Source organism: Solibacillus sp. FSL R7-0682 (assembly GCF_038005985.1).
Classification (GTDB): domain Bacteria; phylum Bacillota; class Bacilli; order Bacillales_A; family Planococcaceae; genus Solibacillus.
In genome coordinates this window covers 17,245-37,500 of record NZ_JBBOUI010000001.1, presented here as the reverse complement: position 1 = coordinate 37,500, position 20,256 = coordinate 17,245, and the positions used below count along the sequence as shown (strand labels likewise).

Annotated in this window: 20 protein-coding genes, 1 tRNA gene, 1 other RNA gene and 1 other annotated feature (1 of these 23 only partly in view); of the genes, 8 read left to right on the top strand and 14 right to left on the bottom strand. The window is 37.2% G+C overall.

The window, feature by feature from the left end:
* From MKZ17_RS00165 to ffs, 5 genes are all read right to left on the bottom strand, one after another.
* Positions 1 to 61: the 5' portion of a YaaL family protein gene (locus MKZ17_RS00165; protein WP_340721828.1), read on the bottom strand. Its footprint begins 155 nt before the window's first position; only the first 61 of its 216 coding nucleotides appear in the window; the start codon lies at positions 59 to 61; the stop codon falls past the left edge of the window.
* A gap of 15 nt (positions 62 to 76) precedes the next feature.
* Positions 77 to 673 (bottom strand): recombination mediator RecR, encoded by a 597-nt coding sequence (gene recR, locus MKZ17_RS00160; RefSeq protein WP_340721827.1) that lies wholly within the window; start codon positions 671 to 673, stop codon positions 77 to 79.
* 67 nt (positions 674 to 740) lie between these two features.
* Positions 741 to 1,055 carry a YbaB/EbfC family nucleoid-associated protein gene (locus tag MKZ17_RS00155; RefSeq protein WP_340721826.1) on the bottom strand — a complete coding sequence of 105 codons (315 nt, stop codon included), beginning with the start codon at positions 1,053 to 1,055 and terminating at the stop codon, positions 741 to 743.
* Positions 1,056 to 1,081: 26 nt separating this feature from the next.
* Positions 1,082 to 2,821 carry a DNA polymerase III subunit gamma/tau gene (gene dnaX, locus MKZ17_RS00150; protein WP_340721825.1) on the bottom strand — a complete coding sequence of 580 codons (1,740 nt, stop codon included), beginning with the start codon at positions 2,819 to 2,821 and terminating at the stop codon, positions 1,082 to 1,084.
* A 155-nt stretch (positions 2,822 to 2,976) separates the two neighbouring features.
* Positions 2,977 to 3,244: signal recognition particle sRNA large type (ffs, locus tag MKZ17_RS00145), an RNA gene on the bottom strand.
* A 171-nt stretch (positions 3,245 to 3,415) separates the two neighbouring features.
* Between ffs and MKZ17_RS00140 the strand changes: the two genes are divergently transcribed.
* The 4 genes from MKZ17_RS00140 (at position 3,416) to MKZ17_RS00125 (ending at position 7,206) form a co-directional block, all read left to right on the top strand.
* Positions 3,416 to 3,508, top strand: a tRNA-Ser gene (locus MKZ17_RS00140).
* A 208-nt stretch (positions 3,509 to 3,716) separates the two neighbouring features.
* Positions 3,717 to 4,976 carry an ATP-binding protein gene (locus MKZ17_RS00135; protein WP_340721824.1) on the top strand — a complete coding sequence of 420 codons (1,260 nt, stop codon included), beginning with the start codon at positions 3,717 to 3,719 and terminating at the stop codon, positions 4,974 to 4,976.
* A complete protein-coding gene (locus MKZ17_RS00130) occupies positions 4,976 to 5,854 on the top strand; it encodes a response regulator (RefSeq protein ID WP_340721823.1) in 879 nt (292 codons plus the stop codon). Before MKZ17_RS00135 ends, MKZ17_RS00130 begins: the two co-directional genes overlap by 1 nt.
* An 83-nt stretch (positions 5,855 to 5,937) precedes the next feature.
* Positions 5,938 to 7,206 carry a cation:dicarboxylate symporter family transporter gene (locus MKZ17_RS00125; protein ID WP_340725477.1) on the top strand — a complete coding sequence of 423 codons (1,269 nt, stop codon included), beginning with the start codon at positions 5,938 to 5,940 and terminating at the stop codon, positions 7,204 to 7,206.
* A gap of 43 nt (positions 7,207 to 7,249) precedes the next feature.
* Here the strand turns inward: MKZ17_RS00125 and MKZ17_RS00120 are convergent, their stop codons facing one another.
* Complete coding sequence (locus MKZ17_RS00120) at positions 7,250 to 7,873, bottom strand: RraA family protein (RefSeq protein WP_340721822.1); 624 nt, start codon at positions 7,871 to 7,873, stop codon at positions 7,250 to 7,252.
* A gap of 157 nt (positions 7,874 to 8,030) precedes the next feature.
* Between MKZ17_RS00120 and MKZ17_RS00115 the strand changes: the two genes are divergently transcribed.
* Positions 8,031 to 8,408, top strand: a complete 378-nt coding sequence (locus tag MKZ17_RS00115) for a sodium:proton antiporter (protein WP_340721821.1) — start codon at positions 8,031 to 8,033, stop codon at positions 8,406 to 8,408.
* Between the two features lie 46 nt (positions 8,409 to 8,454).
* On the opposite strand, the gene MKZ17_RS00110 is transcribed toward MKZ17_RS00115, so the two are convergent.
* From MKZ17_RS00110 to MKZ17_RS00100, 3 genes are all read right to left on the bottom strand, one after another.
* A complete protein-coding gene (locus MKZ17_RS00110; RefSeq protein ID WP_340721820.1) occupies positions 8,455 to 9,123 on the bottom strand; it encodes a deoxynucleoside kinase in 669 nt (222 codons plus the stop codon).
* Positions 9,123 to 9,758 carry a deoxynucleoside kinase gene (locus tag MKZ17_RS00105; RefSeq protein WP_340721819.1) on the bottom strand — a complete coding sequence of 212 codons (636 nt, stop codon included), beginning with the start codon at positions 9,756 to 9,758 and terminating at the stop codon, positions 9,123 to 9,125. The genes MKZ17_RS00110 and MKZ17_RS00105 overlap by 1 nt, the downstream gene beginning before the upstream one ends.
* Before the next feature lie 129 nt (positions 9,759 to 9,887).
* Positions 9,888 to 10,703, bottom strand: a complete 816-nt coding sequence (locus MKZ17_RS00100) for a hypothetical protein (RefSeq protein WP_340721818.1) — start codon at positions 10,701 to 10,703, stop codon at positions 9,888 to 9,890.
* A gap of 106 nt (positions 10,704 to 10,809) precedes the next feature.
* Between MKZ17_RS00100 and tadA the strand changes: the two genes are divergently transcribed.
* Both tadA and MKZ17_RS00090 read left to right on the top strand, forming a co-directional pair.
* Positions 10,810 to 11,307: a tRNA adenosine(34) deaminase TadA gene (gene tadA / locus MKZ17_RS00095; protein WP_340721817.1), complete on the top strand. Its 498-nt coding sequence runs from the start codon at positions 10,810 to 10,812 to the stop codon at positions 11,305 to 11,307.
* Positions 11,308 to 11,448: 141 nt separating this feature from the next.
* Positions 11,449 to 12,132, top strand: coding sequence for a YwaF family protein (locus MKZ17_RS00090; RefSeq protein WP_340721816.1), 684 nt, complete (start codon positions 11,449 to 11,451; stop codon positions 12,130 to 12,132).
* Between the two features lie 91 nt (positions 12,133 to 12,223).
* Here MKZ17_RS00090 and MKZ17_RS00085 read toward each other — a convergent pair whose 3' ends face one another.
* The 3 genes from MKZ17_RS00085 to serS form a co-directional block, all read right to left on the bottom strand.
* The gene (locus MKZ17_RS00085) at positions 12,224 to 13,078 is read right to left on the bottom strand and encodes a hydroxymethylglutaryl-CoA lyase (protein ID WP_340721815.1); all 855 of its coding nucleotides are present in this window, start codon (positions 13,076 to 13,078) and stop codon (positions 12,224 to 12,226) included.
* A 112-nt stretch (positions 13,079 to 13,190) separates the two neighbouring features.
* Positions 13,191 to 13,634, bottom strand: coding sequence for a GNAT family N-acetyltransferase (locus MKZ17_RS00080; protein ID WP_340721814.1), 444 nt, complete (start codon positions 13,632 to 13,634; stop codon positions 13,191 to 13,193).
* Between the two features lie 60 nt (positions 13,635 to 13,694).
* Positions 13,695 to 14,987 carry a serine--tRNA ligase gene (gene serS, locus MKZ17_RS00075; RefSeq protein ID WP_340721813.1) on the bottom strand — a complete coding sequence of 431 codons (1,293 nt, stop codon included), beginning with the start codon at positions 14,985 to 14,987 and terminating at the stop codon, positions 13,695 to 13,697.
* Between the two features lie 97 nt (positions 14,988 to 15,084).
* Positions 15,085 to 15,300, bottom strand: a binding site (T-box leader).
* Positions 15,301 to 15,453: 153 nt separating this feature from the next.
* Between serS and pdxR the strand changes: the two genes are divergently transcribed.
* Positions 15,454 to 16,857, top strand: a complete 1,404-nt coding sequence (gene pdxR / locus MKZ17_RS00070; RefSeq protein ID WP_340721812.1) for a MocR-like pyridoxine biosynthesis transcription factor PdxR — start codon at positions 15,454 to 15,456, stop codon at positions 16,855 to 16,857.
* A gap of 16 nt (positions 16,858 to 16,873) precedes the next feature.
* Here pdxR and asnB read toward each other — a convergent pair whose 3' ends face one another.
* Both asnB and MKZ17_RS00060 read right to left on the bottom strand, forming a co-directional pair.
* A complete protein-coding gene (gene asnB / locus MKZ17_RS00065; RefSeq protein ID WP_340725476.1) occupies positions 16,874 to 18,718 on the bottom strand; it encodes an asparagine synthase (glutamine-hydrolyzing) in 1,845 nt (614 codons plus the stop codon).
* Positions 18,719 to 18,811: 93 nt separating this feature from the next.
* Positions 18,812 to 20,146 carry a D-alanyl-D-alanine carboxypeptidase family protein gene (locus MKZ17_RS00060; protein WP_340721811.1) on the bottom strand — a complete coding sequence of 445 codons (1,335 nt, stop codon included), beginning with the start codon at positions 20,144 to 20,146 and terminating at the stop codon, positions 18,812 to 18,814.
* Positions 20,147 to 20,256 lie beyond the last annotated feature (110 nt).

Here is a 20,256-nt window from a genome sequence, read left to right as displayed (position 1 = left end):
TAGAAGAAACTAATTTTTCATCGAATTCTTTTTTTAATTTCCCTTTGCGAGAAAATAGCATAATTGTTCCCTCACTTTATAATTCACGGCGTCCTTCTAGTGCTTTTGATAGCGTAACCTCATCGGCATATTCTAAATCCCCTCCGACAGGTAAGCCATGTGCAATACGTGTTGTTCGAATTCCCGATGGTTTTACGAGTCTTGAAATATACATCGCGGTTGCTTCTCCTTCAATAGTAGGGTTTGTGGCTAATATTAACTCTTGCACGCGCTCATCATGTAAACGTGTTAATAATGACGCGACATTGATATCTTCAGGTCCTACACCATCCATCGGAGAAATAGCCCCATGCAATACATGATATAATCCTTGATAATCACGCATTTTTTCCATAGCAATAACATCTTTTGGGTCTTGGACAACGCAAATTGTTGAAACATCGCGCTGTTTGTCTGAACAAATATGACATGGATCAATATCCGTAATATGGCCACATTGTGAGCAGTATAATAAATTTCGCTTTGCATCAATGAGTGCTTTGGCAAACGTAGATACGGTATCTTCTTTCATAGTTAATACATGAAATGCTAATCGAGCTGCCGTTTTCGGTCCAATGCCAGGTAATTTCATAAAGCTATCAATTAATCTTGAGATCGGTTCTGGATAGTGCATATGTTCCCTCCTTTAAAAAGGCACACCCCAAAATTTGAGATGTGCTTACACTAACGAGCTATTCCAATTAGAAAGGAAGGTTCATTCCTTGTGTGAATTTACCCATTGTTGAATTTGTAGTTTCTTCTACTTTTTTAAGTGCATCATTTGTTGCGATTACAATTAAGTCTTGTAACATTTCAATATCTTCTGGGTCTACTACAGACTCATCTAAGTTAACTTCTAGCATTTGACGTTGACCGTTCATCACAACTTTCACCATACCGCCACCAGCAGTACCTTCAAATAGTTGTGCGTTTAACGCTTCCTGTGCTTCCATCATTTCTTTTTGCATTTTTTGCATTTTTTTCATCATGCCTTGCATATTACCCATACCACGCATTGTTGTTTCCTCCTTAAACTTAAAAATTATTCTTCGACAACATCAACAAAGTCTTTTCCAAATCGATTTTCAGCTTCAACCACTAGTGGATCTAATGCTTCCGCCATTTGCGCTTCTTCCATAAATGAAGGCTCACTTAATAAATCGTCTGAATCACTAGCGTCTTGCTTTTTTTGATCCAAACCGTTTTCTTTAATAAAGCTTTCACGCAATTTCATCCAAGCCGGCTCTGGTATACAAAGTAGCTCATACTGAATTCCTAATTCGGAAGCGATACGCTGTGTAAATATTGAAATAAGGGCATTGTTATCTGCTACCATTTGACAATGTATATCATACTTGAATTTTACCACAAAAGCACTCGAGTTTGCCGCAACAGGCTCTGCATCAGCTAAAAGTGCTGATTGTGATTTTTGCAAGTTTGCTAATCCCAGTGCCCAAACTGATTTCACCTTTTGTAAATCTGATTTTGTTGCAGATTTTAACACTTCTTGAATTCGTCCTGTTGGCGCATTGTACTGGTTTCCTGCAGGTCGAACACGTTGGCGAGGCTGTTCTTGCACTTGCTGGTTCTGTGCACCACCATTTTGAAATTGCTGCATGAGCTGTCCTAGACGGTTTTCTAACGAGCTCACTTTCCCCTCCAACTCTGGGTCAATGCCCACAGCCACTTGATGATTACCTTTTACTTGTGCCATTTTTAAAAGGGCCGTTTCCAAATAAATTTTCGTATGATGAGAAAAGCGCATTTCCTGCTGAGTTTTCGCTAAAATATCAATATAACCATATAGTGTATCTGCATCATATTCTTTCGCTAATTGCACATACTTTTCATCTGGCGAGATAAATTCTAGTAGTTCTTCTAATGTATTATCTGTTTGAATTAATAATAAGTCACGGAAAAATGTAATAAAATCTTCTGTTAAACGCAGAGGCTCTTTCCCGTCTGCGATTAAATTTTCAACGATGCCGAGAACATTCGCAACATCTTTTTCCTTTAAAGCTTGCGTAATATCGTAAAATGCATCTTGGCTTACTGATCCAGTTACAAGGAGTACGTCCCCTAGTTGCACCGTGTCGTTGCTAAATGACACAACTTGGTCAAGTAAACTTAGTGCGTCACGCATACCACCAGCAGCTGCTTGAGCAATCACCTTTAAAGCTTGCTCGTCATAGCCCATTTGAATATCCTCTAATACTACCTTCATGCGCTCTACAATATCTATAGAAGAAAGTCGTTTAAAATCAAAACGCTGACAACGAGAAATGATTGTTGCTGGAAGCTTATGAGGCTCCGTTGTCGCTAAAATAAATACTGCATGTTCTGGTGGTTCTTCTAATGTTTTTAATAATGCATTAAATGCACTTGTGGAAAGCATATGCACTTCATCTATAATATACACTTTAAAACGCGCGTCAGCTGGTGCGAAACGCACTTTTTCAATAATGTCGCGCATTTCCTCTACTCTTGAGTTTGAGGCAGCATCGAATTCAATAACATCTGTATGGGAGCCTTCCGTAATACTTACACATGTCGCACATTCGTTACATGGTTCACTAGCCGGCGCCTTTTCACAATTAAGTGCTTTTGCAAATATTTTCGCTGTACTTGTTTTACCAGTGCCGCGTGGTCCAGAGAATAAGTATGCATGTGTCGTTTTACTAGCGAGGAGAGCATTTTGAAGGGTTCTTTTTACATGTGTTTGACCTGACATTTCACGGAATGACTGTGGTCTGTATACACGATAAAATGCTTGATATGTCAACCTTTCCCTCTCCTTTCCTTCAATAAATTTCAATAGCTACAGTATAGCATAAAGTAATAAGAAACACTTTTATTATTGAAGTTTCTTATTTCGTGAAACAACAAAAAAACGCATCCATCAATGATGATGAATGCGTTTGAATAAACAAGTTAATACCGTGCACCTTTCTTCGACTGCCGCACATAAGCGTTACTTCTGTCGCCAGCTCAGGTTAGGCTACCCCGCGGCACATGGGCGGGACCACTTAATGCTGCTTCCTTCCGGACCTGACATGGTTCATGGGTGCCCATTGCGCAGGACCCAACCGTCAACACTACGTGCAAAAGGCAGACCAAACAATACGGACAGCCTCAGAAAAGGAATTCAATCTTGCTAGAGCGGATTGCAAGTTACAGGGCACCGCTACCTCCCCATCTAGCACGGCAATACTTAGTATACTAAGCAGTTGTTAAAATTGCAATGAAATGTCCCTATATTTTTTATTGGATAAAAAACAAATCGCTCATTTCGTCAAAAATTTTTCAAAAAGTTTATTGACGAGAACATCATTTCATGATAAATTAATTTATGTCGAAATAAGGACATTCATATTTTGGAGGTATACCCAAGTCTGGCTGAAGGGATCGGTCTTGAAAACCGACAGGCGGGTAACACCGCGCGGGGGTTCGAATCCCTCTACCTCCTCCATTTTTAAAGTAAACCGTTACAAAGATGTAACGGATTTTTTTATACATAATTAACTGCAAAAAGTACTATTTCTAATTAAGTTGAAATAGTACTTTTTTGTATTATCCATTACTTTTCTTGTACAATTAATTACTCAGTAAATATTAAACACTATAAAGGCACCTATTCATAAAGTTAATCTAGAACTATTAACAAGGTGGTATTACTCGTGGAAACTACACATTCTCGAACAAAAGCAACAAAAATGGTATTTGTTATGCTAGTTATTGCACTTTTAACTGCGATTGGTAGCGAAGTGAAAATTATGCCTTTTGAAAATATTCCTTTTCGTTTTGGGCTAGGTAGTATCATTTTCTTTTTCGCCCTATTAATCAGACCCTTGCCAATTTTTTTTACAGGTTTGATTACTGCAAGTACGGTTATTCTTTGGAGATCACTACTTGATGTGCTTCTTTATAATGATGCTTTTATAGCACAATTAATTGAGCATTTACCAGCAGGGCTCTTTTACATTGTTTTTGCTCTATGTTTTCATTTCATTTCTTTAGAAGAAGTAAAGCAACGCCCTTTCATTCTCGGCTTTTGCGCGACAGCATTTGAAGTCATTGCAAATACGATGGAGCATATTGCGACTGGACTATTATTATTACCTCAACTTGAAACAATCGATTCCTTTTTATTGTTCGTTGTGGTAGGTCTTTTACGGAGCTTCTTTGTTGTTGGTCTTTACAGTATTATTACTCTTTCTGAGCAAAAAAAGCAGGTACAACAATTAATAACAATTCACTCAGAGCTATATGTTGAGGCACTGTATTTGCAAAAATCGATGGAGCAAATTGAACAGTTAACGGCCTATAGCTATCAATTGTATAAAAAATTAAAACCCTCTCATCCTGAGCTGAGTAAAGAGGCTTTAACAATTGCTCAGGAAATTCACGAAATTAAAAAAGATCATGAGCGCATTTATGCTGGGTTATCCAAAATAACAAGCTCTGAATATAAACAAAGCTTTTTATTGTCAGATCTGCTCAGTTACATCGTTGAAGCAAATGAAAATTACGCAAAACATTTAAATAAATCAATACAGTTTACACTAATTTGCCCTGATGACTTCCATACAAAAGAGCATATTGCATTGTTAGCAATATTAAATAATTTAATGGCAAATGCTGTTGAAGCAATCCCACAATCCGGATTCGTTACGTTAAGTGTAGTAATTCAACAAGATATGACTGTTTTTATTGTTGAAGATAATGGTGTTGGAATAGAAGCTTCACTCTTACCAATCATTTTTGATGTTGGCTATACATCTAAATTTAGTGAGCAAGGACATGCTTCTACGGGCATCGGACTCTCTCACACGAAAACAATTGTTGAAAACTTACAAGGAATGTTGTCTGTAACGAGTGATAAAACAACATACTTTACCGTACAACTCCCTACAAATCGATTAAAGGAGGAAACTTAATGCGCTATTTTATCGTAGACGACGACCGCGCAAGTCGTGTCATGCTTTCAAACATTATTAATGATAGTGAACTTGGCTCTGTAATTGGTGAAGCAAAAAATGGAGTTGACGCTATTCCGCAAATTATTATGATGCAACCTGAATTTGTTTTAATCGATTTGTTAATGCCAAATTTAGATGGGATTGAAACAATTGAACATTTACGTCAAAACGGTTTTGAGGGAAGCTTTATAATGATTTCCCAAGTCGTTAATAAAGAGATGGTCGCTGAGAGTTATTCAAAAGGGATTGAATTTTTTATCCATAAACCAATTAATTATGTGGAAGTACAAATGGTACTACGTCGAACAGCCGAGCAACACCGATTAAAAAATTCTTTACAAGCGATTCGTCAATCTTTAACGAACTTCGAAATCCCTGAAGTAAAGCATACAAAAAAGACTACTCGGGAGCATATCCAATCCATTTTAAATGATATGGGGATTGTGGCGGAGATTGGTAGTGAAGATATTATTAAAATTATTGAACAATTACTAATTGAAAGACATAAAATTGCGCCGCTTCCTCCACTAAAAGAAATTTATGAAAAAGTGGCGATGCTTACAAAAAATACACCTGATGATATTTTGAAGGAAAGTAAAGCGATTGAACAGCGTGTTCGACGTACAATATTAGCAGCCATGATTAATTTAGCGAACCTTGGTATAGTTGACTATACGAATTCTGAATTTGAATACTACACACCGCGTTATTTTGACCTTACGGATATTCGATATTTAATGCAACAAATCGAAAATAATGACCAACGAAAAGCGAAGGTAAATATTAAAAAATTCATTCAAGTCTTATATTCAGAAATTATTAGTAAGGTAGATTAGTCGGATTTTGTCGGATTCTGTAACCCTCTACTAAAATTAATTTTAGGCTAGTCCTAAATCAATTTATTTTTAGGGGGAACTATATTTTGAAAAAGTTTAAAATTAGTTTAGCTGCTCAGATTTTAATCGGTCTTGTTCTAGGTATTATTGTAGGTGCTGTGTTCTACGGGAACTCAAACGTACAAACTTACCTACAACCACTAGGGGACATTTTCTTAAACTTAATTAAGATGATTGTAGTACCGATTATTATTTCGACATTAATTGTTGGTGTTGCTGGAACTGGTGATATGAAGCAATTAGGTCGTCTTGGCGGTAAGACACTTATTTATTTCGAAGTAATTACAACAATTGCAATTGTTGTTGGTTTATTAGCAGCAAATCTCTTCCAACCGGGTGCTGGCATCGATATGACCCAGCTAGAGCAGTCAGATATTTCTAAATATGTAGAAACAACTGAACAGGAAGAATCAAAGAGCACATTCCAAATCATTGTTGACATCGTTCCTAAAAACGTTATAAATGCAATGGCTGAAGGTGATATGCTTGCGATTATCTTCTTCTCTGTAATTTTCGGTTTAGGTGTTGCAGCCATTGGAGATCGTGGTAAGCCTGTATTAGCATTCTTCCAAGGAACCGCAGACGCGATGTTCTGGGTGACGAACTTAGTTATGAAATTCGCTCCAGTAGGGGTATTTGCCCTAATTGGTGTAACCGTTTCCAAATTTGGAATTGCATCACTAATTCCATTAGGTAAATTGGCGATTTTAGTATATGCAGCGATGATTTTCTTTGTACTTGTTGTATTAGGATTAACAGCAAAACTGTTTGGCTTTAATATCTTTAAATTAATTCGCATGATTAAAGACGAGCTATTACTAGCATACTCTACGTCATCGTCAGAGACAGTATTACCTCGTATCATGTTAAAAACTGAAAAAATGGGTGCTCCTAAAGATATCGTTTCTTTCGTTATTCCAACAGGTTACTCATTCAACCTTGATGGTTCAACGCTTTACCAAGCAATTGCAGCCATCTTCATTGCACAAATGTACGGTATTGACCTTACAATAATGGAACAAATTACATTAATGCTAGTGTTAATGGTAACATCTAAAGGTATTGCTGGTGTTCCAGGGGTATCATTCGTTGTATTACTTGCAACATTAGGTTCTGTTGGTATTCCACTTGAAGGTTTAGCATTCATTGCTGGTATTGACCGTATCCTAGATATGGCTCGTACAGCTGTAAACGTAGTAGGTAACACGTTAGCAGCACTTGTTATGGCAAAATGGGAAAAACGTTTCGACAGCGAGCAATTTGCTGAGTATCAAGCAGCTAACTTAAAATAAAAATGGGAACACTCCGAGCACTTTATAAAATGCTCGGAGTTTTTTATTTAACGACCTTTGCTAAATAAGCACGAATAGACGCTTCCCCATTATGTAACGCTTCCTGCTCACGCACCTCGTCCTTTGCCACTTTCGCCTCTGCTGCTTCGATGACTGCTTCAATTTGCCTTTGCGGTACGACAATGACACCATCAATATCGCCGATAATATAATCTCCTTGCTCCACTACAACACCACCAACAGATACTGGTACCCCAACTGCTCCACCACCATGCTTATTACCAGCAGCCACTGTTGTTCCTAAAGCGAAGACAGGAAAATCAATTTCCCTTGCTGCCGCTAAATCCCGGATCACTCCATCAACTACAAACCCTTGCACACCGACGCCTTGTGCTAATTGCATTACAAAATCACCTGCTACAGCACGATTCGTATTGCTTTTACAATCGATTACTAAAATATCTCCTTTACTGGCTTTACTAATCGCTTCTAATACGGCTCCATTTTCTCCATCTGGTAAGCGTACCGTTAAGGCTCGTCCTGCAATTTTAAAATGATCCGCTAATGGTTTAATCGACGATGCAACATTTGTATGCCCCCCTGTTGCATCTGAAATAGCAGTTGTTGGAAGCGCTAATAAACGCTTTTCCACTGTAATGATTGTCATAATTTCATCCCCCTTGACTTATACTGATACAAGTTGTGAAATCTTGCCTCATTTTAAGCATAATCGATTCAACTTTTTTCTCGCAATAATTTTCAGAAAAATGTTACAAATCATTCGTTATGGGAATACTACTAATAATTAAAGGAGGGTCAAATGAATGAATAATCCACTTATTAAAATAATTATCGAAGAAGATGGAAATACGACTTACCAGATGGCGACATTCGATATTGAGGTTGTTGCCCGTTTAACAGGCGGCATAGCACCAACAATATCCTATATGTATAACGACAATGATGTCACTGATGACATACGTGCAATTCGTTTCCATCATGACAATCCTGCCTCTTATATTGAAGACTATTCCTCTTTTCAACAAATGCTTTATGAAAAAGAACAGCGAGCGATTAATGAACTGTATGAAACATTGACAATCAAACCGAAAAACATGTCTACTGCCAAACAACTATTATGGAGCTTTTTCTTACTCTTTCTTGTGATGCTTCCTGTTTTCGTTGTGATGCTAATTAATTAAAAAGGACTTATCCTGTAACAAATTTTACAGAATAAGTCCTTCATTTTTATTTACGTAAATGACTTGTTTGCTCTAACATATGTGCAATACGTGCTACAATATCCTCTACTTGCTCTGGATTTTTCATTAAATCATAGTCATTAATATCAATGCGAAGCACTGGGCATGCATTAAAGTTATTAATCCATTCCTCATAGCGACCATGCATTTCTTGCCAGTACGTATGTGGTGTTTGTTGTTCCATTTCACGTCCGCGCTCTTGGATCCGACCAATCACATCATCAATCGGGCCTTCTAAATAGACGAGTAAGTTAGGATGTGGGAAGTAAGGTGTCATTACCATTGCATCAAATAAATTTTTATAAGTCTCGTAATCAGTCGGTGTCATTGTCCCTTTATCGTAATGCATTTTTGCAAAAATACCTGTATCTTCATAAATAGATCGGTCTTGAATAAAACCGCCCCCATATTCAAAAATACGTTTTTGTTCTTTAAAGCGCTCAGCTAAAAAATAAATTTGTAAATGGAAGCTCCATTTATCAAAGTCATCATAAAATTTATCTAAATAAGGGTTTGTATCAACCTTTTCATATGACGTACGGAAATTTAAAGCTTCCGACAATGCCTTTGTCATCGTCGATTTCCCTACACCGACTGTTCCTGCAATCGTAATCACTGTATTGGCAGAAATATTGTATTTCTCTCTTAAATTCATTATTGATGCAAACTCCTTTGTTGTAACTTTTCCTCTATTACTTTTAAAACATACTGCAAATCTTCTTCATTTTTCACAAAATCCAACTCATCCCCATTTAGCTGGATGACAGGAATTTCAGGATGCATTTTTTCAAAATGGCCGATAAATTCATGGTAGTCACTCGCAAGCTGCTCCATATATTCACGTGTTATATTTTTTTCAAATTCACGTCCACGCATAGCAATTCGCTTCATAAGCATGTCGATACTAGCATGTAAGTAAACAACCATATTTGGCTTAGGCATGTCTGCTGTTAATATTTTATAGATTGCCTCATATTTCTCATATTCAGAAGGCTGTAATGTGCGCTTAGCGAAAATTAAATTTTTGAAGATATGATAATCCGCTACAACAGGGCCTTGCTTTTCAAGAATTTGATGAATATCTGCTAATTGCTTATAACGATTGCACAGGAAAAACATTTCCGTTTGGAAGCTCCACTCATCGATATTTTCATAGAACTTACCTAGAAATGGATTTTCATCTACAATCTCTTTTAATAAATGATAGTCAAATGTTTCAGCAACGACCTTAGATAATGAGGTCTTCCCTACACCAATTGGACCTTCTACTGTTATAAATGGCACAGACACTAGAAGTCCTCCTTCTCTCTTTTTCTTTCTTTATAGTCAGTGCCTTTCATTTTATCACAACGGTTAATGGACAACAAAACAAACAATTCCATTTTTACGAAAATGGTATAGAACATTTTCTACCAATTTCTATTCATCAAATTGAGCATACGCATGCTCCTGTAACTCGTCTAATCGTACGCGTTCTTTTTCATACGCCTCTTCTATCTTTTCGGTTTGCTGCCTAGCCAAGTCTTCAATATCCTGTTCTTTTTCTACAAAAGATACTTGTAACGCCTCCAATTTCTCCTCCAACTGTTCTCTCCCATATTGAAGAGCTTCAAATAATTGATCTTCCAGTTGGCTTTGTGACGCTTCCTCACTTTCCTCTAGCTTTTCTATTGATTGTTCATATGTTTCGTGAATATTTTCAAGATGACCTTCTAGAGTTAATTCTGCCGCCTCAAACAAAGACTCATATTTTTCAAGTATTTCGATCATCGCCTGATTTAGATTATCTGTTAAGTCCTCAAGCTCTGCTACTAACTCAACGCTTGTACACCTTTTAACGCTATACTGATGTTGTACCTCTACGTATTTTTGAAACTGAAGCTGTTCTGCCTCAAGCTTTTGTCGCAACAGCTCCTCTATCTGCTTTTGATAGCTCTCGCTTATTTTATTTTGTTCTAGTTTATAGTTTTTCAATATAATTTCTTTCTTATTTTTAAATAATGTTTTAATTTTCTGAATAGCTTGTTCGCTATTGTTTTTTAAAGCCTGTTCATCTTGTATTATTTGCGCATTAAGCCTTTTTCTTTTTTCCTCGTATTGCTTATGTAATGTTTCTTTTATTTGCGTCTCATTTTTTTCAATTGTCTGTTGTTTTTGTTCATATTCTTGCTCTAGCTCTTCATATAGCTCTATAAAATATGTTTCTGCTTGCTCAATTGTTTGAAATGATTTCATACAACCCTTTTCCCTTCAAACTTTTCTTTCATAATAGCACGAATTATTCAACTGTCGCGGAAACATTTCGAATCATGCTACACTGAACAATAAGGAGCGATGAATCATGACAACTATCAATAAAGATCATTTTTATATGCAGGAGGCGCTAGTGGAAGCGGAAAAAGCAGCGATGCTCGGCGAAGTACCTATAGGGGCTGTTCTCGTATACAAAGATGAAATTATTGCACGTGCACACAATTTACGTGAGACAACACAAAACGCTTTAACGCATGCAGAAAGTATGGTTATTCAAGAAGCTTGCAAAAAAATTGGCAGCTGGCGTTTAGAAGAAACAACCCTGTATGTCACATTAGAGCCATGCCCAATGTGCGCTGGCGCAATATTACAATCTCGTATCCCACGTGTTGTTTATGGTGCCCGTGATCTAAAAGCAGGCTGTGTAGATTCACTGTACCGCTTATTAAATGATGCTCGTTTTAATCATGAATGCGAAGTAACAGAAGGTGTTTTAGCAGAACAATGCGGACAAATTTTAACAGATTTCTTCCGTGCATTACGCAACCGAAAAAAAGCAGAAAAGTTAGCAAGGAAGCAACAATAAACCGCAATTTCAAACCGCGAAGATTTTGATGTACAGGATGTGTTGATTTAAAAAGTAAGCGTCTTGTACGCACGTTGCTTCTTTCCAGATAAATTACTGATCGGAAACGTGATACAAAACCTATAACAAAAGGAGGCTACTATGAACGGATTTTCTATTTTTGATTCCATTCACCTTTCCTGGCTTGTTTTAATAGGATTACTTTTAATTATTTCAGTATATTTTTATCGGAATTTTTCAATAACAAATCAACAGCATTTTCAACGTTTAATTTTTTGGCTGCTTCTCCTATTAGAAATCGTCAAGCAATGTTATTTACTATTTACGAATCAATATTCTTATTGGAGTCCACCACTTCATTTATGTGGTTTAGGCATTTTTATTATTGGCTGGCATGCCTATTCTCCAAATCGAACAACGGCTACACTACTCTATGCCTTAACGCTACCAGGTGCAGCCATTGCTTTGCTATTCCCTGGATGGACAACAGATCCTATCTTTGGCTTCTTACATATTCATAGTTTTTTATTTCATGCACTTCTTATATTATTTGTACTTCTTTTACTTGTAACCAAGAAAGTAGAAACAACACTAACAGACCTTTGGCGAGCAATTTTATTTTTACTTCTGATCGTCCCTCCGATTTATTGGTATAATGCAAAGTTTAAAACGAACTTCATGTTTTTGAATCGCCCTGTTGTCAATACACCATTACAATGGTTATTTGAACTATTCGGTGCTTCAGGCTATTTACTAAGCCTCGCTGTCGTCATCTGTGTATTATGGCTCTTGTTGTACCTACCTTTTATGCGAAAAATAAACTAACACTACGGATTTTGAATATGGGGCATAACCTGAACTAGCAATCTCAAATGTTATGCCCTTCCAGCTACCTTTTTGTTGTAAGTTGATTTCTCTACTTTATGAGTTGCCTTGCAAATGAGGCGACATGTTTCAATGGTTCTTGTTGAATGCTAGTTTTAATCTGCATCGCTTCTAGTAACTCCACAACCTTTTCGGTTGCCACATTCCCTGTAGCTCCTGGTGAAAAAGGACAACCCCCTAGGCCAGCTATTGAACTATCAAACTTTGTTACCCCTGCTTGCATCGCCGCAACAATATTGGCATAAGCAAAGCCGTTTGTATCATGAAAATGACCAACAAACACAATTTCAGGGAAGTCTTGTTTGAGCATTTGAAAACGCTCATATACTATTCTTGGATTCGCCTGCCCATTTGTATCTCCTATTGAGATTTCGTCGACACCATGTGCTACAAAATGTTGGACAACACGCTTCACTTGCTCATAGGAGACTTCTCCTTCGTAAGGACAGCTAAAACACATCGAAACGTATCCCCGAATAAACATTTGATTCGCCTTTGCTCGCTTAAATAACAATTTGCACTCATCTAATGATTCCGTAATGGAACGATTAATATTTTTTTGATTAAATGTTTCACTGGCACCTACGAACACAGCAATTTGAGGGACATTTGCATCAATAGCACGCTCTAACGCCTTTATATTCGGTGTCAATGCAATAAATGTAAAACCTATTTCTTTACAAAATGCCGTAATTTCACTAGCATCAGCCATTTGAGGAACCACTTTTGGATGTACAAAAGATGCCGTTTCAATACGGTGAAATCCTGCTTCATATAACTGCCTTATTAATTTCTTTTTTTGATCCGTCGGAACGAATTTTTTTTCATTTTGTAGTCCATCTCGCGGTCCAACTTCAATAATTTCCACTTCCTGCGGGAAATGCATACGCGTTCACCTCTACTGTTTAATAATAAAAACAATCGGAAATACATTAATTTTCTAGAATATAACAAATATTTCTTTTGGAGTAAACGAAAGAGACTACAACTTATTTAGATTAATCGGCTAATAAATTTTTCTCAAAGACAATTTTATGACGCCCTTTGTCATCAACAAAGGTTTTGATAATATTAAATCCTGCCTTTAAATTAACAATTAGCATTGCTTTCTTTTCATTACGCCCATATGTACGAACTAATTTGTATCCTTTTCCTCTACACCAGTTATGCTGGGCCTTCATACATGCTGCTGCGATACCAAGTCGTTGATAATTTGGGTGTACGCCTCCTAACCAGCTGTAAAAGGCCCCATCTGGTTGCTCGTAGCCAAATTTAAATGCCGCTACTTTACCATCGACAATGGCTAAAATCGCCAAAAAGTTATTGCGATTTTGGAGTTTTTCTTCCTTTAATAAATCACCATCAAATACTGCGCGATGCACTTCTTGTATTCCTTCTAGCCAGCTTTTTGGAATGGTATTTTCAAACTTTAAAATTTCCATATGTATGCTCCTTATAAAAAAACATCAACCTGTTTATTGACAAGTTGATGCTTTCATTAATTATTTTGCAGAAATAACTTCTACGCCCCCCATATATGGGCGTAATACTTCTGGTACAACGACTGAACCATCTGCTTGTTGGAAGTTTTCTAGGATTGCCGCTACTGTACGACCAATTGCTAAACCTGAACCATTTAGTGTGTGTACAAATTCTGGTTTGGCATTTGCTTCACGACGGAAACGAATATTAGCACGACGCGCTTGGAAATCTTCAAAGTTTGAACAAGAAGAAATTTCACGGTACATATCCTGTGCTGGAATCCATACTTCTAAATCGTATTTTTTTGCAGCAGTAAAACCTAGGTCAGCCGTACACATTTTTAGCTTACGGTAAGGTAAGTTTAATAATTGTAATACTTTTTCAGCATGACCTGTTAAAAGCTCTAATTGCTCGTAAGACTCTTCTGGCTTAACGAAGCGTACTAATTCTACTTTGTTGAATTGGTGCTGACGAATTAAACCACGCGTATCACGTCCTGCAGAACCTGCTTCTGAACGGAAGTTTGCACTGTATGCAGTGAAAGCTTGTGGTAGCATATCTGCCGATAAAATTTCATCTCGGAAGTAGTTCGTTACCGGAACTTCAGCTGTTGGAATTAAGAAATAATCTACTTCATCCTCTTCACGGACTAATTTGAATACATCCTCTTCAAACTTCGGTAATTGACCTGTCCCTGTTAAGCTATCACGGTTTACGATTTGTGGTGGCATCATTTCAGTATAACCATGTTGATCCGCATGTAGATCCATCATGAAGCTAATTAACGCCCGTTCTAAACGCGCTCCTAAACCTTTGTAGAATAAGAAACGGCTTCCTGCAACTTTTGCACCGCGCTCAAAATCAACGATATCTAAGTCTTTCGCGATATCCCAATGTGCTTTTGTTTCAAAATCAAAGCTTGGTACATTCCCCCAAGTGTATTCTTCTACGTTATCCTCTTCTTCCATCCCAACCGGAACAGATTCGTGTGGAATGTTTGGTAAACGCATCATCATATCCTTGAACTCTTCTTCAATGGCATTTAACTCTGCATCTAGTGTTTTAATTTCATCGCCTACTTCACGCATACGAGCAATGACTTCTGAAGCATCTTCCTTGTTACGTTTCATAACAGAAATTTGCTCAGATACTTTGTTACGCTCTGCCTTTAGTTCTTCTGTTTTTGCGATTAACTCTCGACGTTTTGTATCCAGTGTTTCAAAATTATCTAAGTTTCCTAGGTCTTCATTACGTGTAAGAAGCATTTTTTTTACTTCTTCAAAATTATCACGAACGCGTTTAATATCTAACATGTTCATTCCTCCTATAAATTATGAAATTGATGATCCGGAGTACTTTCATACGTTAATGTATTAGCAAAATGAATACAAAAAAGCCCTCAATCCCTTAGAAAGGGACGAGAGCTACCCGCGTTGCCACCCTAATTGAATAGAAATTAATCTATTCCACTTCACATTTAACGACTCTGGTAAGCCGGCTTAAGCTTACTATAATGTTCAGCTTAGCATCTCAAGGACGGATTCACAAGTGTCTTTGCCAGCTTTCACCACCCGCTGACTCTCTAAAAAAAACGTGCTTGCTACTACTTCCTATCATCGAATTCCTTATAAATTTAATCATACTGTACTATATACTGTTTGTTTTTGCAAGTTCTCGCTAAAAGTTTCATAAGAGAAGACAACCATGCTATACTTTTATGACATTGTTATTTCTAAAAAATTATGATCATTTGACGTGGTCAGTAAGGAGGCAATTATTATGCTTTATTTTCAATTACATAAGGAAAATACAATCCCATTATATGAACAGCTTTACATCGGTATTAAAAATGCCATTACGTCAAAGCAGTTAGAAGTTGGGGCACGACTTCCTTCAAAACGTGAATTGGCTGAGTTTTTTACGATAAGCCAAACAACCGTCGAGCTTGCATATTCGCAACTCCTTGCAGAAGGTTATATTACATCTAAACCACGTGTTGGATATTTTGTAGAGGAAATTGATGAGCTACCTCTTATTTATGCTAAACAACAATCCGTTAAATTTCAGCAAGTAAAAGGTGAGAGACCTTCCTACGCAATTGATTTCTCCTCTGCCAAAATTGATGAAGACGCCTTTCCATTTACTCTTTGGCGAAAGTATGCAAAGGACGTCCTCGATATGCCCTTTAAGCATTTATTACAGACGGGAGAACGTCAAGGAGAGCTTGCCCTTCGTATTGAAATTGCAAACTACTTACACCAATCTAGAGGGATTCAATGTAGCCCTGAACAAATTGTCATCGGCTCTGGTACAGAACAGCTTTTACCGATGATTTTAAAATTGTTTGGTGATCATGCAAAGCTTGCACTCGAAAATCCTGGTTATTCACCGATTCCAAGAACACAGCTCAAGCAAATAGCAATTCCTATTGCTGTCGATACGGATGGATTGATTGTGGAACAGCTTCAAAGGACAGATGCTAATATCGTTTATGTAACACCATCCCATCAATTTCCTACTGGTGCAGTTCTTTCTGCGAACAGGCGAACTCAGCTTTTAAAGTGGGCTGCACAAGCACCGAACCGCTATATTATTGAAGATGATTATGACAGTGAGTTTCGTTATATTGGAAAACCAATTCCAGCACTACAAGGGTTAGATCAGCATGACCGTGTCATTTATTTAAGCACTTTTACCAAGTCATTAATGCCGTCCTTACGTGTTGCCTATTTTGTATTACCGCCATCGCTAGTGAAGCGTTATCGCGAAAACTTTAACTACTATTCATCGACCGTACCACGCTTTGAGCAGCATATTTTAGCAAATTTTATGAAGGACGGTCATTTTTCAAAACATTTAAATCGGATGCGGAAGATTTACCGTAAAAAACATGATAAGCTCATTGAAATCTTTTCAACATATTATCCTCAAATACAAATTTCAGGAGATGCAGCGGGTACTAATATTTTAATTACCTTTGCCCATGCACAATCAGAGACAGAACTTCAACAATTGGCTCTTAAGCATCAAATTTATATATTACCATTATCAAATTTTTTTGTAACTCCACAAAATACGACCGAACGTGTTTTTCTACTTGGCTTTGGGAACCTTCCCCTTACCGAAATTGCGACGAAGATTCACCAATTAATGCAAATCTGGGGGATTTCAAAGAAAGCATAAATAAACAGCACCTATATTATAGGTGCTGTTTATTTATGCTTGAAACAAAATCAATCTGATAATGTTCCACCCATTCATGAAGTTGCATTAAATAAGCGAGTAATTGAGGCCCTGCCATCAGCTGACCAAACCAAGGAATTTGAAATGATTGTCCTCCTGTTGCAATTAATTGCTTTAACTTCTCACCTTCAAATAATTCATGTAAGATTGAATGCTTTTTTTCGAGTATTTGTTGCAATTGTTTTTGAACTAACTCGGTATATTTTGGGTGATACGTTTTTGGGTATGGATTTTTTTTACGATAAACTACTTCCTTTGGTAGGACATTTGAAAATGCATCCCGTAATATCCCCTTTTCCATCCCACCACTATTTTTCATCTCCCAAGGAATATTCCAAACATATTCTATAATCGTATGATCCGCAAATGGAACGCGCACTTCCATACTAGCCCCCATAGTCATTCGGTCATTCCGTTCAAGTAAAGTTTGCATAAAGAATTGATTATTTAAATAGAATAATTTTTGTCGCTCTTGTTCCTCTTCATTGCCGATAAATACTGGCATTTCCTTTAGTGCCTGGTCATAGGAAGCATTTAAAAAATCGTGTAACTTTAAGCGCTCCTGCCATATTGGCTTTAATAATTGTTCCCGTTCACTTGTTGAACGTAGCCATGGAAACAGTGAGGTCGGTTTATTTTCATAAAACCATGGGTATCCCCCAAATACTTCATCTGCACACTCACCAGATAAACCTACAGAATATCCTTTTTTCATTTCCTTACTAAACAAATAAAGCGAACTATCGATATCTGCCATACTCGGATAGTCCTTTAAATAAAGTGCCTCATTCAAAGCTTCTACGAGTTCATCTTGGGTTAAAATGATATTTCGATGATGGGTCTTATAAAGTTGCTGCATTTTATTAATCCAATATTCATCCTGAGATGTTTGAAATGCATTTCCTTTGAAATAGTGATCATTATCTTCATAGGATACCGAGAAAGTCGATAATGTTTTATTATGCTTTGCTAGTTCCATTGCTGCAATTGCCGTAATAATACTTGAATCGAGACCCCCTGATAGCATTGTACATATAGGCACATCACTTATTAATTGTCGTTTCACAGCAGCTGTAACTAAATTTCGAACTTGCTCTTTTGTCTCTTCAAGAGAATCTAAATGAGGCCTACTCTCGATTTCCCAGTAGCGCCAAGTTTGCATTCCATGTCGATTAACAATAAACGCATACGCTGGCTTAATTTCTTCTATTCCTTTAAAAATAGCATTCCCTACAAGACGAGAAGGGCCTACGCTAAACAATGCTGCAAGACCATAATCATCAACCTCTGTCTTAACATCTGGGTGGGCTAAAATCGATTTAATTTCTGAGCTAAACAGAATTCCTTGATTAAGTTTCTTGTAAAATAACGGTTTTACACCTAAACGATCGCGACATCCGAACAACTCTTCCTTTTCTTCATCCCAAATAACAAAGGCAAAGATTCCATTTAAATAGTCCACACATTTTTCTTTCCACTGAATATAGGCGACTAAAATTACTTCTGTATCGGACGTCGTATAAAAAGTTTGGCCTAACGCCTCAAGCTTTTCACGAATTTCCTGCGCATTATAAACTTCCCCATTATAAATAATTGTATAGTGCGCTCTCGTCATTGGCTGTCCACCGCTTTGCAAATCGATAATAGCTAACCGCTTATGCCCTAGCAATGCGTGATGGCTTTTGTAATAGCCGTCAGAATCTGGTCCACGATGTTTTAAACTTTCTGTCATCGTTTGAAGAATTTTATCCTCGTACCTTAAATCCCTTGAAAAATCGATCCATCCTGTAATTCCACAAATAATGACATCCCTCCATGGCGCTATTATATGCTGTCCATAGTAAAAAGGAGCCCTTCCATAAGTAATTAACTTATAGAAAGAACTCCCTCTTTATTAAAATGTATTAACTGCAAAGCCAAATAGACCGCCCCATAAATTGCCGAAGAAATTCGCAATTCCTTGGAAGAATAATGACATTTTCCCTGCGCGTTCTACGCTTTCTGTTGTTACTACATCAGCAGTAATATCCGAACCATCAATATAGCCGTAATCCGTACCCTCTGTACGCTCAACAATTACTTTTCCGACTACTTTATCGGCTTTAACACCTGCTTCTAACTCGTCCACTTCTAATGCTAATGTAGGGACATATAAGTCCTTTTCAGTCGTTTTCACCATAACAGAAATCGGTTCTTTTACACCGATTTTAACAACATCTTCTTTACCTTTTGTTACGTCAATTGTTTTTTGCTCATCAAACGTATAGTTTCCTGGTAAAATCTCTTGCTTTGAGAATTGACCAAAACCGTAATCAAATAATTTTGCTGTTGCATCGAAACGTGCTTTATAAGAACCAACGCCCTTTGAATCTACAGCTTTCATTACGACAGCGATTAAACGTGTATCACCACGTTTTGCCGTACCTGTAAACGTGTGACCTGCAAAATCCGTTGTACCTGTTTTTAAGCCGTCTACACCTTCATATTCATAAACAAGACCCGGTAACATGAAGTTCCAGTTAGACATATTGATTGCATCTGAAGTGCCTTCACGGAAAACCTTTTTAGGAATCTTTGCTGTTTCTAACATATCAGGATGATCTTTTAATAAATTGTAAGCTAATTTTGCCACTGAACGGGCAGGCATTACGTTTTCATCATTTTCTCCTGTGCCAGCTGGGTGCATACCTTGTAAATCTGAATTATTTAAACCAGTTGAGTTGACGAATTTGTAATTTTCTAAGCCAAGCTCCTCTGCTTTTTTATTCATTAATTTAATAAACTCTGTTTCCGTACCTGCAATTGTTTCAGCAATAGCAATTGTCGCTGCATTTGCGGAATAGATTGCCATTGCTTCATATAATTCTTTAATTGTATAAGTTCCATCTGCTCGTAGTGGAACATTACTTAATAAACGGTTTTGAGAAATTTTATATGTGTACTCTGTCACACTATACTGTTGCTCCCATGTTATTGAGCCTTCTTTAATAGCATCAAGTAATAAGTACTCTGTCATCATCTTTGTCATACTCGCAATACCAAGTGGCGCAGATGCATTTTGTTCATATAAAATTTTTCCTGTATCTGCATCAATTAAAATTGCTGCATCGACAGTTAATCCTAAATCTGATTCCGCATTTGTCGTAGCAGGTGCTAACGCCAACATGCTTAGTATCAACATCGGAATCAAAAACAGACTAGTTATTGATCTTTTGTTTACTTTCTTCACAAAGCTACCTCCAAATTTTTGTTTTCCTTATCTACGTCATTTTATCATACAAGAGTAATAGAATGTGACCTCACTTAATAAAAAAAACGTTACTATCCTCAAATGTGACG

Coding starts and splice junctions, on each gene's coding strand:
- recR (WP_340721827.1), bottom strand. CDS start 673: ATGCACTATCCAGAACCGATCTCAAGATTAATTGATAGCTTTATGAAA.
- MKZ17_RS00155 (WP_340721826.1), bottom strand. CDS start 1,055: ATGCGTGGTATGGGTAATATGCAAGGCATGATGAAAAAAATGCAAAAA.
- MKZ17_RS00130 (WP_340721823.1), top strand. CDS start 4,976: ATGCGCTATTTTATCGTAGACGACGACCGCGCAAGTCGTGTCATGCTT.
- MKZ17_RS00120 (WP_340721822.1), bottom strand. CDS start 7,873: ATGACAATCATTACAGTGGAAAAGCGTTTATTAGCGCTTCCAACAACT.
- MKZ17_RS00115 (WP_340721821.1), top strand. CDS start 8,031: ATGAATAATCCACTTATTAAAATAATTATCGAAGAAGATGGAAATACG.
- MKZ17_RS00110 (WP_340721820.1), bottom strand. CDS start 9,123: ATGAATTTAAGAGAGAAATACAATATTTCTGCCAATACAGTGATTACG.
- MKZ17_RS00100 (WP_340721818.1), bottom strand. CDS start 10,703: ATGAAATCATTTCAAACAATTGAGCAAGCAGAAACATATTTTATAGAG.
- tadA (WP_340721817.1), top strand. CDS start 10,810: ATGACAACTATCAATAAAGATCATTTTTATATGCAGGAGGCGCTAGTG.
- MKZ17_RS00090 (WP_340721816.1), top strand. CDS start 11,449: ATGAACGGATTTTCTATTTTTGATTCCATTCACCTTTCCTGGCTTGTT.
- MKZ17_RS00085 (WP_340721815.1), bottom strand. CDS start 13,078: ATGCATTTCCCGCAGGAAGTGGAAATTATTGAAGTTGGACCGCGAGAT.
- MKZ17_RS00080 (WP_340721814.1), bottom strand. CDS start 13,634: ATGGAAATTTTAAAGTTTGAAAATACCATTCCAAAAAGCTGGCTAGAA.
- serS (WP_340721813.1), bottom strand. CDS start 14,987: ATGTTAGATATTAAACGCGTTCGTGATAATTTTGAAGAAGTAAAAAAA.
- pdxR (WP_340721812.1), top strand. CDS start 15,454: ATGCTTTATTTTCAATTACATAAGGAAAATACAATCCCATTATATGAA.